This is a genomic window from Eoetvoesiella caeni, from assembly GCF_003315175.1.
Classification (GTDB): domain Bacteria; phylum Pseudomonadota; class Gammaproteobacteria; order Burkholderiales; family Burkholderiaceae_B; genus Eoetvoesia; species Eoetvoesia caeni.
The window spans coordinates 259,888-275,759 of sequence record NZ_QNRQ01000004.1; the positions used below are offsets into that span (position 1 = coordinate 259,888).

General features: G+C 57.7%; 19 protein-coding genes and 1 tRNA gene. 19 read left to right on the forward strand and 1 reads right to left on the reverse strand.

Going from position 1 to position 15,872, the window contains the following annotated elements:
• Positions 1–48: 48 nt before the first annotated feature.
• Entirely contained in the window at positions 49–1,323 is a 1,275-nt protein-coding gene (gene hemA / locus DFR37_RS10065; protein ID WP_113933111.1) for a glutamyl-tRNA reductase, read from the reverse strand.
• A 266-nt stretch (positions 1,324–1,589) separates the two neighbouring features.
• Here hemA and DFR37_RS10070 point away from each other — a divergent pair.
• From DFR37_RS10070 to virB11, 19 genes are all read left to right on the forward strand, one after another.
• Positions 1,590–1,665 (forward strand) — tRNA-Phe (locus DFR37_RS10070).
• 173 nt (positions 1,666–1,838) lie between these two features.
• Positions 1,839–3,152, forward strand: a complete 1,314-nt coding sequence (locus DFR37_RS22990; RefSeq protein WP_167670768.1) for a tyrosine-type recombinase/integrase — start codon at positions 1,839–1,841, stop codon at positions 3,150–3,152.
• A 73-nt stretch (positions 3,153–3,225) separates the two neighbouring features.
• Positions 3,226–3,519, forward strand: a complete 294-nt coding sequence (locus DFR37_RS10080) for a plasmid mobilization protein (RefSeq protein ID WP_113933113.1) — start codon at positions 3,226–3,228, stop codon at positions 3,517–3,519.
• 45 nt (positions 3,520–3,564) lie between these two features.
• Complete coding sequence (locus tag DFR37_RS10085; RefSeq protein ID WP_180148061.1) at positions 3,565–3,930, forward strand: type II toxin-antitoxin system RelE/ParE family toxin; 366 nt, start codon at positions 3,565–3,567, stop codon at positions 3,928–3,930.
• Positions 3,927–4,262 (forward strand): helix-turn-helix domain-containing protein, encoded by a 336-nt coding sequence (locus DFR37_RS10090; protein WP_113933114.1) that lies wholly within the window; start codon positions 3,927–3,929, stop codon positions 4,260–4,262. The genes DFR37_RS10085 and DFR37_RS10090 overlap by 4 nt, the downstream gene beginning before the upstream one ends.
• Before the next feature lie 139 nt (positions 4,263–4,401).
• Positions 4,402–5,067 carry a TrbM/KikA/MpfK family conjugal transfer protein gene (locus DFR37_RS10095; RefSeq protein ID WP_113933115.1) on the forward strand — a complete coding sequence of 222 codons (666 nt, stop codon included), beginning with the start codon at positions 4,402–4,404 and terminating at the stop codon, positions 5,065–5,067.
• Positions 5,068–5,078: 11 nt separating this feature from the next.
• A complete protein-coding gene (locus DFR37_RS10100; RefSeq protein ID WP_113933116.1) occupies positions 5,079–5,744 on the forward strand; it encodes a lytic transglycosylase domain-containing protein in 666 nt (221 codons plus the stop codon).
• 87 nt (positions 5,745–5,831) lie between these two features.
• Complete coding sequence (locus DFR37_RS10105; protein WP_113933117.1) at positions 5,832–6,152, forward strand: TrbC/VirB2 family protein; 321 nt, start codon at positions 5,832–5,834, stop codon at positions 6,150–6,152.
• A 3-nt stretch (positions 6,153–6,155) separates the two neighbouring features.
• Entirely contained in the window at positions 6,156–6,476 is a 321-nt protein-coding gene (locus DFR37_RS10110) for a VirB3 family type IV secretion system protein (RefSeq protein WP_113933118.1), read from the forward strand.
• Between the two features lie 11 nt (positions 6,477–6,487).
• Positions 6,488–8,932 (forward strand): VirB4 family type IV secretion/conjugal transfer ATPase, encoded by a 2,445-nt coding sequence (locus tag DFR37_RS10115; RefSeq protein WP_113933119.1) that lies wholly within the window; start codon positions 6,488–6,490, stop codon positions 8,930–8,932.
• A gap of 11 nt (positions 8,933–8,943) precedes the next feature.
• Complete coding sequence (locus DFR37_RS22810; protein WP_147251607.1) at positions 8,944–9,501, forward strand: hypothetical protein; 558 nt, start codon at positions 8,944–8,946, stop codon at positions 9,499–9,501.
• A gap of 190 nt (positions 9,502–9,691) precedes the next feature.
• A complete protein-coding gene (locus tag DFR37_RS10130; RefSeq protein ID WP_113933122.1) occupies positions 9,692–10,069 on the forward strand; it encodes a hypothetical protein in 378 nt (125 codons plus the stop codon).
• A gap of 63 nt (positions 10,070–10,132) precedes the next feature.
• Positions 10,133–10,837 carry a TrbJ/VirB5 family protein gene (locus tag DFR37_RS10135; RefSeq protein ID WP_113933123.1) on the forward strand — a complete coding sequence of 235 codons (705 nt, stop codon included), beginning with the start codon at positions 10,133–10,135 and terminating at the stop codon, positions 10,835–10,837.
• A gap of 9 nt (positions 10,838–10,846) precedes the next feature.
• Entirely contained in the window at positions 10,847–11,800 is a 954-nt protein-coding gene (locus DFR37_RS10140; RefSeq protein ID WP_113933124.1) for a TrbL/VirB6 family protein, read from the forward strand.
• Between the two features lie 87 nt (positions 11,801–11,887).
• The gene (locus DFR37_RS10145) at positions 11,888–12,025 is read left to right on the forward strand and encodes a hypothetical protein (RefSeq protein WP_012250609.1); all 138 of its coding nucleotides are present in this window, start codon (positions 11,888–11,890) and stop codon (positions 12,023–12,025) included.
• Between the two features lie 3 nt (positions 12,026–12,028).
• On the forward strand, positions 12,029–12,715 hold the full coding sequence (locus DFR37_RS10150) for a VirB8 family type IV secretion system protein (RefSeq protein ID WP_113933125.1): 687 nt from the start codon (positions 12,029–12,031) through the stop codon (positions 12,713–12,715).
• A gap of 27 nt (positions 12,716–12,742) precedes the next feature.
• Positions 12,743–13,630, forward strand: a complete 888-nt coding sequence (locus tag DFR37_RS10155) for a TrbG/VirB9 family P-type conjugative transfer protein (protein WP_113933126.1) — start codon at positions 12,743–12,745, stop codon at positions 13,628–13,630.
• A complete protein-coding gene (virB10, locus tag DFR37_RS10160) occupies positions 13,627–14,760 on the forward strand; it encodes a type IV secretion system protein VirB10 (protein WP_113933127.1) in 1,134 nt (377 codons plus the stop codon). Before DFR37_RS10155 ends, virB10 begins: the two co-directional genes overlap by 4 nt.
• Positions 14,738–15,757 carry a P-type DNA transfer ATPase VirB11 gene (gene virB11 / locus DFR37_RS10165; RefSeq protein ID WP_113933128.1) on the forward strand — a complete coding sequence of 340 codons (1,020 nt, stop codon included), beginning with the start codon at positions 14,738–14,740 and terminating at the stop codon, positions 15,755–15,757. Before virB10 ends, virB11 begins: the two co-directional genes overlap by 23 nt.
• Positions 15,758–15,872: the final 115 nt, after the last annotated feature.

Below are 15,872 nucleotides of genomic sequence, written 5' to 3' on the forward strand. Positions count from 1 at the left end.
GTCGCGTAAAGGATACGCGCAGCGACGCAAGCGAAGGAGTATTCCCAGCTAACGACGCCGTTCCACCGTGGGCAGCAGACGCGGCAACAAGGAAATGAGTTGCTCGCGCTCGGCCTCTTCGCTTTGATTAAGCGCCGCCAAAGGCCCGTGGATGTACTTTTGCGTGAGGCCGTGCGCCAGCAATTCAAGCACCGCGTCGGGCGCATCGCCCCTGGCCAGCATGCGGCGCGCCTTTTCCAGTTCGGCCTGGCGTACCTTGTCGGCAGCCTGGTGAATTTCCACAATAGTGGGCACTATTTCGCGATTTTGCAGCCAGTGCATGAAATTTTGCACCCGCGTCTCGATAATGGCCTCTGCCTGCACCACCGCCGCACGGCGCGCGTCGGTGCCGCTTTGCACCATGCGGCCAAGGTCGTCCACCGAATACAAATACACATCGTCCAGTCGCCCGACTTCGGTTTCGATGTCGCGCGGCACGGCAAGGTCGACCATCACCATGGGCCGGTGGCGGCGCGAACGCGTGGCTCTTTCCACCATCCCCAAGCCAAGGATGGGCAAGGAGCTTGCCGTACAGGAAACAATGACATCGAAATTGGCGAGCTTTTCAGGCAGCTCGGACAAGCGCATGGTCTTTGCCGTAAAGCGCGAAGCCAGCAGTTCCGCGCGCTCCAGCGTGCGGTTGGCCACCACGATATGCTTGGGAGCCAGCGCGGCAAAGTGCGTGGCGCATAGCTCGATCATTTCGCCCGCGCCAATGAACAGCACACTGGTTTGCGACAAGTCGCCAAACACCCGCTCTGCCAGCCGCACCGCGGCCGCCGCCATGGACACCGAATGCGCGCCGATGGCCGTTTGCGACCGCACCTCTTTGGCTACTGAGAACGTACGCTGAAACAACTGGTGCAGCAAAGTGCCCAGCGCGCCCGCCTCGTTGGCGGCGCGCACGGCGTCTTTCATTTGCCCCAGGATTTGCGGTTCGCCCAGCACCATGGAATCAAGCCCGCTGGCCACACGAAAGGCGTGGCGCACCGCCTCGTTTTGCTGATACTCGTACAAATGAGGTTTGAGATTGACCGACTCCAACCGATTGAAATCGGCCATCCACACCGGCAGCTGCTCGCGCACATGGGGTTCGGCCGCACAGTAGATTTCGGTGCGATTACAGGTGGAAAGAATGGCCGCTTCTTTGACCGACGCCCCAAACGCCGAACGCAAACCGTCCAGCGCAGGCCGAAGCACATCGATCGGAAACGCCACGCGCTCCCGCACCGCAACCGGGGCAGAAACGTGGTTCAGACCGAAAGTTAAGACGTCGACGGACATGGAAAGCGCAAAAACCTCAGAAAATACCTGCAGATAGGCGTAGATTATAAACGCCTGCGCAAAATTGGGGGTAATCCATTATGGAATGCGTCTTGTTTTCAAGCTATTAGCGCCGTGCCGAACATGCAGCGGCCACACAGTGCGCAACACCAGGCGCTCCTGTACACTCGGCGTACCGGTCAGCGCAGGCCTGAAAAGCCGCAATTCAGCCTTCTTGCCGCCAGCACGCATTTAAATTTTCGTGTATAGTTTTGCCTTTCACGGTTGGCCTGGTAGCTCAGTCGGTAGAGCAGAGGATTGAAAATCCTTGTGTCGGTGGTTCGATTCCGCCCCAGGCCACCATCTTGCTGTTCCAGCACGCTTCAAAACATCCCAAAACGCAGAAATATCAATATCTTAGGCGACAGTCATCGCCCAGGACGTCTCACTGCGCGTCGCTATATCCCGCATTTGTCTGTACCCCAGTTTGTACCCCACAATGGTTTCGTGAAAAACAGCCTTTGGGGGTACAAGTCTTGGGCTTACTAAGCGAAACACAGATCAAAGCGGCCAAGCCTGGCCAGAAGGAATACCTACTGAATGACGGGGACAATCTGTACCTGCGTGTGCGAACCACGGGTAAGGCCTGGATTTACCGTTACATGAAGGATAGCAAGCCCATCAAACTTGGGATGGGGCCATACCCGGAAGTTTCCCTCGCGCAGGCACGAGCCAAGGCATACGAAGCCAACAGTCAACGAGCCAATGGCCTGGACCCGAAAGAAGTCCGTGAGCACCAGGAAGAGCTGGCGCGAATCGCTCGTCTGCATACCTTCGAGTTACTAGCCCGCGCCTGGCACACCAGTGCCAAGAAAGACCGGGAATGGTCGGAGGACTACGCCCAGAAAGTCATCCGACATTTGGAAATCCACATCTTCCCATGGGTAGGACACAAACCAATTGAGGTGATTCTGCCCACAGAAATTGTCCGGTGCCTGCATCGTCCGAAGGATCGCGGCAATCTGGAAACTGCCCAGCGTGTGCGCGAGGCCGTTCAGCACGTCTACCAATACGCTGTAGACGTGGGAGCGCTGGAGCCGAGCAAGAATTTCGTCAACAAGAACACCGGCGGCCTGCCACCGCCACGCAGTCGGCATTTCGCAGCGATTACCGAACCTGCCCAACTTGGGCAACTGCTCCGCGATATTCGCAGCTATCACGGCCATTTCATCACGCGATGTGCATTGAGGCTTGCGCCCATGATGTTTCAGCGGCCGGGCCAGATCCGGCTCGCTGACTGGGAGGACATCAACTTTGAAGTTGAACTATGGCGCTGCCCGCCCGAGAAAATGAAGATGCGTGAGTGGCAAAAACGGGATAGCCGTACGCCGGCACACATCGTACCGCTACCTCGCCAGGCCTTAGAAGTTCTGCGGGAACTATATCCATTGACTGGCCCCACCGGCCCCGTGTTCCGTAGCATGTCACGACGTTCGGAGAAAAGCCGCTACATCAGCGATAACACGATTAACGCGGCGCTGCGCACCATGGGCTATGACACGAAGGAAGAAATCACCGGTCACGGCTTTCGCGCCACAGCACGGACGATGATCCGCGAACATCTGGGCTGGGAGCCCGACGTCATCGAACGCCATCTGGCCCACACTTCAGACGAAGAGCTCGGCAGCAGTTATGACCGCGCAGCCTTCATTGCCCAGCGCAAAACGATGGTGCAGCAATGGGCCGACTTTCTGGATGAACTGGAAGTTGGGCAGATGCCTATGCCCGAGGACAACATACTGCAATTCATCCGTCATCGGCCACGGCCTGCGCTACGGGTCGGGACATGACGAAACTTAGGGCATTGCTATCTGGTGGCAATGCTCAAGTGACGACTGACTGTATCTCCCAAGGAACCTACCCATGAATGAGTCCCTTTCTGAAGTCATCCGCATCCGAGTGACTCCCTCCCATGCCGCTCGTCTGGGCGAGGCGGCAGCTCTCTCAGGGCTGTCCCTCTCGGATTACATGAGGCGCCGACTGTCCGCCGATGACATGCTGCAGGAAGAATTGACGCTGTTGCGTCAGATCGTGGCAGACCTGGGTCATCTGCGCGATACCCGTCTGGCCGCCATCGAAACCGCCCATCTGCTGCGCGCCATGGCCAAGCCTGAACACATTGCCATCGCGCAACAAACACTGCAGCATCAACGCTGATTCTTACTGGACGTAGTCAAAATATTCCTGAAATGGTATATTAACGTGAAGCCTGCCCCTATAAAACCGCTTTTTTGGCTTGGTAGCAGCAAGAAAGATCTGCTGGCGTTACCTGTGCCAGTACGGAAATTCTTTGGCCATGTTCTTGATACCGCCCAACGAGGTGAACAGCACGAAGCAGTAAAGGTGCTGAGTGGCTTCGGCAGCGCAGGTGTACTGGAGATCATCGAAGACGACTCCGGCAGCACATACCGAACCGTCTACACCGTGCGGTTCTCTGAGGCCGTCTTTGTGCTGCATGTCTTTCAAAAGAAGAGCAAGCGCGGTATTGAAACGCCCAAGCCAGATATGGACATCATTCGCCAGCGCCTCAAAGCTGCCGCCATCGTTGCTCAGGAGTTGAAAAAATGACTAAACGCATTGTTGCAGGAGTTGAAATCGAGGCCAGCTCGGGCAATGTATTCGCAGACCTCGGCCTACCCGATGCCGAGAAGCTACAGATCAAATCGGGGCTGGCTACCGAAATCGCCAAAGCCATTCGGGAGCGTGGACTTACCCAAGTCGAAGCGGCACAGCGCATGGGTCTGACACAACCCAAAGTATCAAGTCTGCTGCGCGGTGAGTTCTCAAACCTCTCCGAGCGCAAGCTGATGGACTGCCTGAACCGCCTGGGCTATGACATAGAAATTCGCCTGCGTAAAACACCGGAGACAGTCGGCCATCTGATGCTGACCCATGCCTAAGACTATAGCCGTACAGGCTGCGGGCCATGGCCAAGCCTGAACAGATCGGCCTCGCTTAACAGAATCTGCAGCGTCAACGCTGATTCGTCCTCGGCCTGTTCCAAGGCCATCTGCCGTACCCATTCCCGGAGACATCTTCATGCAAACCCTTCCCGCCCTGCGGGCTGGGGCGCTGGCGCTCGCCTGCGTCCTGGCTCCTGTCGCTCATGCCGCCGGCACGGCTGACCTACTCACTGGCATCCCACGTCTAGCCTGCGAAGCAACGCTTTGCCTGTCATCCAGCCTGCGACCTGGCCAGTGCAGTCCATCCCTGGACCACTACTTCGGCATCAGGAAGTACAACAAACACGGCCTGGACTGGTCAGCAACCGTCTCAGCGAGACGTTCCTTTCTATCGCAGTGCCCAGCGTCCGGCGACTCAGGCATGTCAGAGCGCATTGATGCCATATCACGCGGTGCTGGCAAATGCGACGCGGAATTCTTGAACCAAACCTATGCCGATACGGCGTACAAATGGCGCAAGCGTGAATACGGCGGTGACAGCGGGCAAACCGTCTACGAAGTCCATCCGCTACCTACAGTCACACTCGACCAGCTACCCACCTATTGTGTCGTTTACAACGATCACGCCTGGACGTATGAGCTGTCTGTACGCTACGTCGGCAGGCCAACCATGGGCGGGCACTGGGTCAAAGCCGAAGAGTACGACGCAGCACAAGCCAAATGGGATGCCGACCATAGCGGGTTATGGGCGAAAGGCTGGAATTTTTCCCTGACGGACCCCAGGCACCGGCGTGGACGCTGAAGGAGCCAAGCATGATCGCAGAAATAGCAGCCTTGGTCCTCACCTGCGCGCCCAACATCCACCCAGTCACGCTGCATGCACTGATTCGTCATGAATCCCGAGTCCAGCAGTACGCCATCGGCGTCAACCGCAAGGGCCAGCACCTTCGACGGCAACCTCAAACCTTGGTCGAAGCGAGCGCAGCTGCTGACCGCCTCATTGACCAGGGTATCGACTTCGATGCCGGGCTGGGGCAGATCAATGTTCGCAACTGGGCGTGGTTGAAGCTGGATAGCAAGACTGTCTTTGATCCGTGCCGCAACTTGGCCGCCGCCCAGACGGTACTGGCAGAGTGCTATGCCAGAGCGTTGCCCCGACAGACAGATCCGCAGCGCGCCTTACGCGCCGCACTGTCCTGCTACAACACTGGCAATTTCAAGCGCGGTTTCACCAATGGCTATGTCGGCAAAGTGCTGGCCCAAGCGAAGATCAAGGTTCCGGCCTTGGCACCGCTGAAAAACGAAACGACAGGGCCTGCGACAAAGGCCACGCCGGCAGAGCCAGCGCAGAAACCCGATCAAGGACCACCGGCTCAACCAGAAGGTGCACCGGACGGTTTCAGCGCCAACCCGGCAACCGACGGTTTTTCACAAACGCGTGACGGCAAACCAGAGACCAACTCGGACACCGACGCCTGACGCACCCCTGGCCGACCTAGCCACACTCATTCCTATTCTTACCCACCACCACTGCGCCCCTTGGCTTCCAGGGGCAGGAGTCTTCGCATGTCTCTACTGAAACACTTCAAGAACGCTATGTCCTTCCTACGGATCATCAGTAAACCGACTACAGCCGCACTACTGCTCGGTATCCATCAGGCTGCATTTGCACAATCCATCGGCGGACTTTCCCGAGCGCAAACCACATTGCAGACTCTCAGAGACAATCTGGATGTCATCCTGCCCATTGCAGCCATCATCATCGGCGTCATCATTTTTGTACTGTATTCGGCAGAGGTCATGCGTAAAGACGATGCCATCCGTTGGGGCATTGGCGTGCTGCTGGCCGGATCCGTTGCCGAACTGGTTGTGTTGCTTTGGAGGTAAGCCATGGCAACCAACACTTATCCGGTCTTTAGAGGACTGGGCCGCAAGGCCACCTTCATGGGCGTTCCCACCAAGCTATTACTGGGCGCCTTTACCTGCGTAGCCATAGTCGCCATGACGGCAGGCCTAGCCTGGTGGGGCTTGCTTTTCCTCGTCATACCCACGCTTGCCATTCTCACCCGCGATGACGATAAAGCGCTGGATGTGCTGTGGCTCGAATTGAAAACGCGACGGCGCAATCGCAATCAACGCTTCTGGCAGGGCTCAAGTTACGCCCTGCAAGGCTACCACCGGCGTCGGCCCTGGCGCGCACTCATCAAGTAAAGGATGTTTCCATGACTGCTGCTACCACCCTGGCCGTGGACGAACGGCGCGTCTCGCGCTATCTGCCCTATTCCCACCATGTCACCGACCAGATCATTGCCTGCGACAACCATGAATACCTGGCGGTCATAAAGATAACGGGCCGTGCGCCGGATGCCTATGCACAAGATGAGCTGAAAGATTGGATCGAAGCGCTGCATAACGTGCTACGCGGCTTACCCATGGGATCGCTTGGCCTGTACTCCCACATCGTGCGCCGTCGCGTCACGGAATACCCCGACAGCGCTTTCAACCAGCCCTTTGCTTCCAGTTTCGATGCCGCCTACCGTGCCACGTTCAATGCCTCGGGCCTGATGATCAACGATCTATACCTGACAGTGCTTATTCATCCAGTACAGGATCCGATACTGGGCACATTCGCCAGTTTGGAAAAAGCCGACGCACAACGCATTGCGCACTGGCAAGCCGAGTCCATCGAACGCCTGAACGGCATCATACGTGCCTTGAGCGCTGGCCTGTACCGCTACGATCCACAAACCCTGGGCATCGTAGATCGCAAGGGCTTTGCTTTTAGCGAAGCCGCCGAGTTCCTGGGATTTCTGCTTTCCGGTACGCACCGGCCCGTACCAATCAACCGAGAACGCTTGCGTGACACCCTGCCCTACGCCAGACCGATCTTTGGCCGCCATGGAGAATTGGGCGAACTGCGTACCGTCGCCAGCTCCCGCATCTTCGGCATGATGGAGCTACGCGACTACCCGGAAGCCACAAAACCGGGACACCTGGATCGGCTGCTGGGACTGCCGCACGAATTCGTGCTCACTCAATCGTGGGGCAGCCATACCGGAGCGGCAGCCAAAAAGCTGGTCAAGAAACATCACAAGCTGCTGGTCGATTCGGGCGATGATTCGATCAGCCAGGTCACCCAACTGACTGAGGCCATGGACGATCTGACATCAGCTCGCCTGGGCCTGGGCGATCATCACGCCACGATGCTGATTTATGGTGACACGGCTGAAGGGGTGCGCCAGGCCTTGGCCCAGACCGCCACGGCGCTGGCCGAAGAGGCAATCGGCTTCCGGCCACTGGACCGGGCGCTAGAAGCCGGGTTTTGGGCTCAACTGCCCGGTAATTGGCACTGGCGGCCACGCCCGGTGCCCATCACATCGCTCAACTTCCTGTGTTTTTCCAGCCTGCATAACCAACTGACCGGCAAACCGGTCGGCAACCCCTGGGGGCCAGCGGTCACGCTGCTCAAAACCCAGACAGGTAGCCCGTTCTTCTTCAACTTCCATGCCTCTACTGAGGACTTGGACGAAACCGGAAAGCGTCGTCCGGGCAACACCATGATCATTGGGATGACCGGCACGGGTAAGACTGTATTGCAGGGAATGCTGCTTACCCAGGCGCAGAAATTTGGTGCAACGTGTGTTGTCTGGGACAAGGATCAGGGCATGCAGGTGCTCATCATGGCGCTGGGGGGCCGCTACTTCAACATCCGCCTGGGTGAGGCAACTGGCTGGAATCCGTTTCAGATGGAGCCCACCAAAGGCAACGTCGCCTTCATGGTGCGCCTGGTCGTATTTCTGGCCGAGCGCCGGGGCGAAGCAGTCACCACACGGCAGCAGGCAGATATTACCCAGGCCGTGCAGCAGCTAACCACGCTGATCGATCGAGAGGCTCGCACGCTATCGACTTTAAATACCTTGCTGCCCAATCCTTACAGTGAGGATGACACCACGAGCACCATCCATGCTCGCCTGGCCCCTTGGTGCCAGGGCGGTGAATATGGCTGGGTGTTCGATAACCCTGCCGATGAACTGAGTCTAGCCACCGACACAGGCCAACCCGCCATCTTCGGATTTGATCTGACCGAACTACTCGATGATGACGCAGTACGAGGCGCCGCCACGATGTATCTGAAGCACCGCGTTGATGCCCTGCACGATGGCCGGCGCATCATCAATCTGTACGACGAGTGCCAGCACCCGTTGAAGGACAGGCATTTTCAGGAAGACATGCAAGATGCCAGCCGCACCATCCGCAAGAAAAACGGCGTGCTGGCCTTCGCTACCCAGGAGCCGGGCGCCATCACGGAAAACCCAGTCGGCCCCTCTCTGGTTCAGCAGACAGCCACCTTAATTCTGCTGCCTAACCCCAGAGCCAAGGCCCGCGACTACATCGAGGGCTTCGGCCTGTCACCCACTGAGTTCGAGTTATTGAAGTCTTTGGGCGAGGCCAGCCGTAAATTTCTCGTCAAGCAAGGTTCAAGTGTCACGGTCGCGCAACTGGACTTGTCCGGCTGCGAAGACGAACTATTGGTGTTCTCTGGCAGCCCCGACATGGCTGAGATAGCCGAACAGGCAGTGGCCCAGGCCGGGCATGATCCGGCCGCCTGGCTACCTGTGTACCTGGACACCGTCAAACAAAGCCGCCAGATAACCGCCATTTCATAAGAAGGTAGCCTATGAAACCAGACACTCATGATCGGGAAAAGCAGCTAGCAGCGCTTGAACACAACCAGCGCCAAGCACAGGCCCGCGACGATTTGCAAGCAACGAAAGATCAGGACTTCTATGCCCGCCTGGGGCTTTCCGGCCCGGAAGCGCAAGCGGACACCCCGGATGATGCTTATGTCATTTCTGTCTACTGCGACCATTGGACGCATCAAGATCGGGAAGTTGGTCAAGCCAGTACGTACGAAACCGAGCTGGACCATATCACTGTCGATGCCGACGCCCTGGCGCAGCATGTTGAGCAATACGGGATCTCCGAGGCACCCTGCAGCCATCCCGACATGTCACCACAAGCCTGCTTCCGCTCCACTTTTCCACCCGAAGATCGTGCCTATTTTGAACAAGGGGTACACAAATATTACAGCCTGCTTATTCACGAAATGAATGGTCGCCCTCCTACTCCCGCCGATTATGAACAGGTAGCTGACCTGATCGGCGTACGTTTCGATCACCGCCCGGAACGGCATGAACAGGAGCATGGGCAGGAGGGTCCAGATCTATGCCTATGATCCCATCCAGCCCGCACCGCGACCCTACTTTCGATGACACCATGGACACGATCTGCCGGAACATCCTGAAACATAAACAAAGGTCCTACTGGCTTACAAAGACCGGACACGTTTGCAGCGTGACCGACGCCTGGGCAGCATTCAAACGCAGTCCGACCCACCCCAACAACCGTTCACCATAGGAAACCCAATGAATCGACGACATTTCATCACTACTGTTAGCGCCGCTGCGCTGCTGACCATCGTAGCCGGATGCAAGACTGAACCAGATGGAGAGAAGTTCGTGGGGTATTGGAAGTCGGACAAAGGAAATCACCCGGTGCTGGTCCGTATCGAGCGTAACGGGGAGAGCTTCCTCTTTCACGAGACAGCATGGAGTATCGTCGGGAAGGTCGGGTATCGAACCCGCACCGTACCAGCAGTCATTAAGGCGGCCGACAATGTACTGGTCGTAGCCGATACTGTTCATTTGGCCTACGACGAAAAGGAAGATGCGATCGTCTCCGATCGCATGAAGGCCCACCGCATCACCGAAGCACAATACGAAAGCGCTACCAACAAGACGTAGCCCTTTTCTAACAAATCCACAGGTCGGCATTCGTCGGACCTTGTGGACATCCTGGAGTTTCACATGACACGCTGCAAGTCGTTTGCGGCGGGCATAATCCTGTCCGCTGCCTTTCTAAATTCTGCCCATGCCAGCGGCATCCCCACCGTCGATGCGGCAACGATCGCCCAATTGCAGGAGCAACTGCTGACCGCCCGCGACCAATTGAAGAATCTAACCGATCAGCTAGCTACAGCCAAAAGTCAGCTGGCTGCTTTCACACAGTCCAGCGGTTACGGTAACGTTGTCGGCAACGCCGATATTCGGAACCAACTGCGCGCTGCCCTGCCATCCAATGCTCAGAGCCTACTGAACCGCTCGGGAGGGTCGAGCCTGGATGGCGATGTAGGCCGCATCACAGACGAGGTGATGGCTCCCGTGAATTTTCAGAAGGATCGCCAGAGCCTGTCCAGGCGCTCTCTGAATATTGAGGCCACATCCAAGGCCATGAGCGAACGGGCCTATGACTCCATGACTCGACGCCTAGCCAACGTAGATGCTTTACAGAACAAGATCAATCAGACAACAAACCCGAAGGAAATCGCGGAACTACAGGCTCGCATTCAGATAGAGCAAGCCAACATTCAAGCGGAGCAGACACGGATTCAGCTAGCATCCCAACAACTGGATGCCGAGCGCAATCTATTGCAGGCGCGAGCACAGCAAGTGTATAGGGGTTGGTTTGGTAGCACCACTAATGCCAGCGATGCCACCAATCCTGAAAAGTGAGGCGGCATCATGTCTAATCTGACTCCTCCTGTCACCCCGCCGTCAGCACCCAGCGATATTGCCCAATGGGTTATGACCCAAACAGAGAATGTCCTGGATGACGCTGTGAATGGACCCATGCAGGCTCTATTCGAGGCCTTGATGCCAGTCATCGTAGTTGGCCTCACACTTCAATTTGTCGTGTATGCGTTTGCCCTTATGCACGGACAGAGCAATATGACGGTCACTGAGTTCTTTCGCAAAGCCATTCTAGTGGCCATCATTTCGATGATTTTCGGAGTAGGCGGCCTGTATCAGAATGACATCGCGAAGGCTATGATTAGCCTGCCAGATGATGTGACTGAGCTAGCACTAGGTACTGGCAACGTAGCTCAAGAAGTCGACAAACTGCAGCACGAAGCCAGCGAAACGTCCAACACTATGCTAGGTGCTGACGGGGGTGACTCCATGCTTGGATTTCTTCCCTCAACCTGGGAAGTGCTCGTCAGCATCTTGGCCACACTGGTACGCATCAATGCTGCCATCCTGGGCAGCATCATCATGGTAATCATCGTGGTCTGCAAGGTGGGGATAGCACTCATCGTCGCTGCCGGACCGATTTTTATAGCAGCTACTCTGTTTGAACCCACCAAGCCGCTGTTTAACAGTTGGGTCTCACAAGCCCTTAACTTCGTGTTTCTGGCGCTGCTAGCAGGACTCATCTTTGGGTTGCTGCTACAGATGAACATTCAGCTTATTCGCATGGTTGCAGACCAAATCAACGCTGGTGATCAGGACATTATGTCTCTCTTTGGAGCCCAAACATTGGTCGGCATCGCCAGCCTTGTCATCATGGTCATGATTCCAGGCCTCGCAGCCGGTCTCTCCAACGGCTTTGGCGCTCAGCTCGGTGTGGGTACCGCGGCCAAAGGAGCATTCTCAATGCTACGACTGCGTAGCATGCTGCGCCTGCGCGCCAAATAGGCGTTCTGCTTGTCGGCCCATGCCGGGCCAATCAACCTATTTTCCATCCCCGTCCTTCTGCCAATCCGGCAGGATAGGAACCATTCCATGAAAAACCTCTTTGCCGCCCTCGCGCTGGCCGGGCTGCTGGCTGGCTGTGCCTTTCATGCGCCCCAGCCGCCGCAACCGGCCGATACGCCACGCGTGCCAGTCAATGCCACGCCGCCTCTTTTCAAAGGAGTTTGACTCGTGTCCGCATCTCTCAAATCCGAAGACGTTGCCGCTTACCTGGAGCAGTCGCGCGGCCTGGAACGCGATCACCTTGGCGAGCTCGTCAGCAGCCGTAAACGCGCCTGGCAGGTGGCCATCGGTGCTGGCCTGATCGCCCTGGCCTCCATTGCTGCTGTTGCGGGCCTTACCCCTTTGAAGCAGCCGCCTGAAATGTATGTGGTCCGCGTCGATAGCGCCACCGGCTCCATCGAACATGTCAGTAGCCTGGGCCAGCCGCTCGAAGACTACGGCCAGCGCATCGCCAAGTATTTTCTGAACACTTACGTGCTGAACTGCGAGGGCTACAGCTGGCAGACGATACAGGAGCAATTCGACACGTGCGCCCTGCTGTCCTCTGCACCCATCCAGACGCAGTATGGCAAACGATTCGAAGGGCAGGACGCCGTCACGACACGCCTCGGTACTCAGGGCACAGTCGATGTGCAGATTCATTCGATCACCTTGGGTGCCAACCAGGCCGCTATCGTGCGCTTTACCAAGACGGAGCGGGAAGTCACCACGGGCAACATCACCAAGGCTCAGCACCTGATTGCCACCATGGCTTACCAATACACCGACGTGCCGCTCACCGAAGAGGTCGCCCGCCTGAACCCGCTGGGCTTTCAGGTCATGCGCTATGACTTGGCTGCCGACTTGTCGCGCTGATACCGACAAGGATCTGAAGGAATTCTTATGTTTAAACATTTCCCCAGTCGGCAGGCGCTGGCGTTGTTTCTTTGCCTGGCCATCCCTGCCAGCGCGCTGGCGCTGGAGACCCCTCGTTCCTCGCGACTCGACCACCGCGTGCGCTATGTCAATTACAACGACGCCAATGTCATCCAGCTCAATGCCGTGATCGGCGTGGCCACCCATATCGTGCTGGAGCCCGGCGAAAAATACGTCTACCACGTCTTTGGCGATAGCCAAGCCTATGCGTTTACCTACAAGAACAATCATCTGTTCTTCAAACCCACGGCAGAAGACGCCAACACCAACCTTATCGTCGTTACTGACAGGCGCGATTACAGCTTCAGGCTCTCGTACAGCGACAACCGCAATTCAGCCGCCTTGTACAAACTCGTGGTCCGTTATCCAGAGGTTCAAGCCAGGCAACGAACCCAGGCCGCACAAAAGGCTGCGATTGAGCGATCCTTACAAGCCGTCAGCGCTGACATGAACTGGCAGACCTACACCCGCAGCGGCGATGCGGCCATCGCACCGGTACACGCCTGGGACGATGGTCGTCAGACTTGGCTGCAGTTTGCACCGCAAGCCGACATCCCGACCGTGTACCGCGTCACGCCTGACGGACAAGAAGTCATCACCAATCACCACATGGCAGATGAACGGACGATGGTGCTTCATCGCACGTCTGCCTTATGGCATCTGCGCCTGGGCGACCAAGTGCTGGCGATTCACAACGGCGCCTACGGCACCACACCCGTACCAGCACATACCGGGACGGCATCACCCGCAGTCAGACGCAGCATCAAGGGTAGTGCGAGCCCGCAATCGCCCACTGCGGCACCTGTGCCCACCATCCGCATACGCGAAGCCACGCAAGAAAGGAATTCCCCATGACGGAAAAGGAACAAGATCAGGCACAAGAGCAAGCCTCGCAAGAGGGGAACCCTAAAGACGCTAATCTGGAGCGGGAAACACTGAATCTGGAGGCAACCGGGCGCAGCGCCCCACGCGGTGCCCGCGCATTTCTGTGGCTCACCATTCTGATCGCTGTGGCAGTGGCTGCCGGCGTGCTCATGAAGGTCTGGAGCCGCGAACCAGCAGCAAAAGCCGATAGCGGTCTGGAAGCCGATCAAAGCGGTATTACCAATCGCCTCAAAGCCCCCAAGGTAGAACGCCCCACACCACCTCCCGCACCGCCGCCTCCGAATCCTGAGCCAACGATGGCGCCCAGCTACAGCGTTCCCGCACCCATACCCGCAGCTCCACCTCCCGTCGATGAACTTACCCAGCGTCGGCTGACCAGTCCACTACAGGCCGGTGGTGCAGACGCAAGCGGCACGACCCCAAGCCAGTCAAATGCCCCCCAAGGGCCTTATAGCGATGCGGGTCCCCTGGCCGACAAGCTGCGACCGCTGGAGCTGGCCCCATCGGTCGCCGGGCAACTGGGTGACCGCAACTTCCTGCTCACGCAAGGCACCGTGATCGACTGCACCCTGCAGACCAAACTGGTCAGCACCCAGTCCGGGCTTCTGACGTGTCTGGCCACGCACGATGTCATGAGCGCCAACGGCAAGGTCAAGCTCATTGATGCCGGCACCAAATTCACGGGTTATCAGTCTGGAGGCATACAGCAGGGCCAGGCCCGGGCCTTTGTGACCTGGAACCGACTGGAAACGCCTACCGGCGTCATCGTGAATCTAAGTTCCCCCGGCACCGGCCCGCTGGGCGAAGCGGGATTGGGCGGACATATCGACAACCACTTCTGGGAACGCTTTGGCAACGCCATTCTGCTTTCTCTGGTGGGCGACTTCGGTAACTGGGCATCCAATCAAGGGCAATCGGGCAGCAACAACATCCGCTTTGACAACACCGCCGAAGGCGGACAAGAAGCGGTTGCAAAGATTCTGGAAAAGTCCCTGAACATTCCTCCCACCCTTTACAAGAACCAGGGCGAGCGTATCGGCATCATGGTCGCCCGTGATCTGGATTTCAGTCACGTCTATGAGCTTGAACCCATCCACTGAAGCGATCCCCTTTGATCGATCCATTGCGGTTCGCACCTTTCTGCGGCCTTTGTCCAAACATCAGGAGGATCCCAATGTCACTGAAATCGCCATCGTGCGAGCCGGTGAGCTGTACACCCGCACACGCGGTGCCTGGCAGCTTCACGAGTGCCCCAAGCTTTCCTACCCCCACCTGGAGGCCCTGGCCACGGCGCTGGCCGCGTACAACCACATGGCACGCAGCCCCATTCAATCTGTCGTCCTGCCCGATGGCGAGCGCGGCCAAATCGTGCTGCCTCCGGCCTGCATTGACGGCACTTTGGCCATCAATATCCGCAAGCACGCCCAAGTGGCGTTCTCCCTGGAGGAACTGCACGCGGAAGGCGCGTTTGAGACCACCCACGACGCCGCCGCCCAATATACTTCGGGCGGCCTATCGAAAGCCGATCTGGAACTGATGGCCCTGAAGGATGCTGGTGACATTCCCGGATTCCTGCTCGCTGCCATTCAGGCCCGCAAGAACCTGGTCATTTCCGGTGCGACAGGTTCGGGCAAAACCACCTTTGCAAGATCGCTGATCGACCGGGTTCCCGTCGATGAACGCCTGGTCACCATCGAAGACGTGCATGAGCTCATTCTGCCCCGGCACAGAAACCGCATTCATCTGATGTATGGCGGCACACGCGGTCGGGTTTCGGCCACCGAAAGCTTGGCCGCCTGCATGCGCTTATCGCCAGACCGGATATTCCTTGCCGAACTGCGCGGCCCTGAAACCTGGGATTACCTGGCGGCCTTGAATACGGGCCATCCAGGATCCGTCACCACCACCCACTCCAACGGGGCCGCCGATGCCTTTGACCGCCTGGCGATGCTCATCAAGCAATCACCCACGGGCGGCAATCTCGATCTGCCAACCATTCAGGCCTTCCTGCGCCAGACCATAGACATCGTGCTGCATTTCGAGCGGTTTCGGCTGAAAGAGCTCTGGTTTGAGCCCAGGCGGCAGATCAACACCTGAGTCACCCACGCCCTGACGGGCATCCATTTCCATCCTTGCGGACTGGCATCGCTGCCTGCCCGCACCTACCCCTGAACCCGTGTGAGGCACTGCACACGTTCCGGGCAGGCCTTGC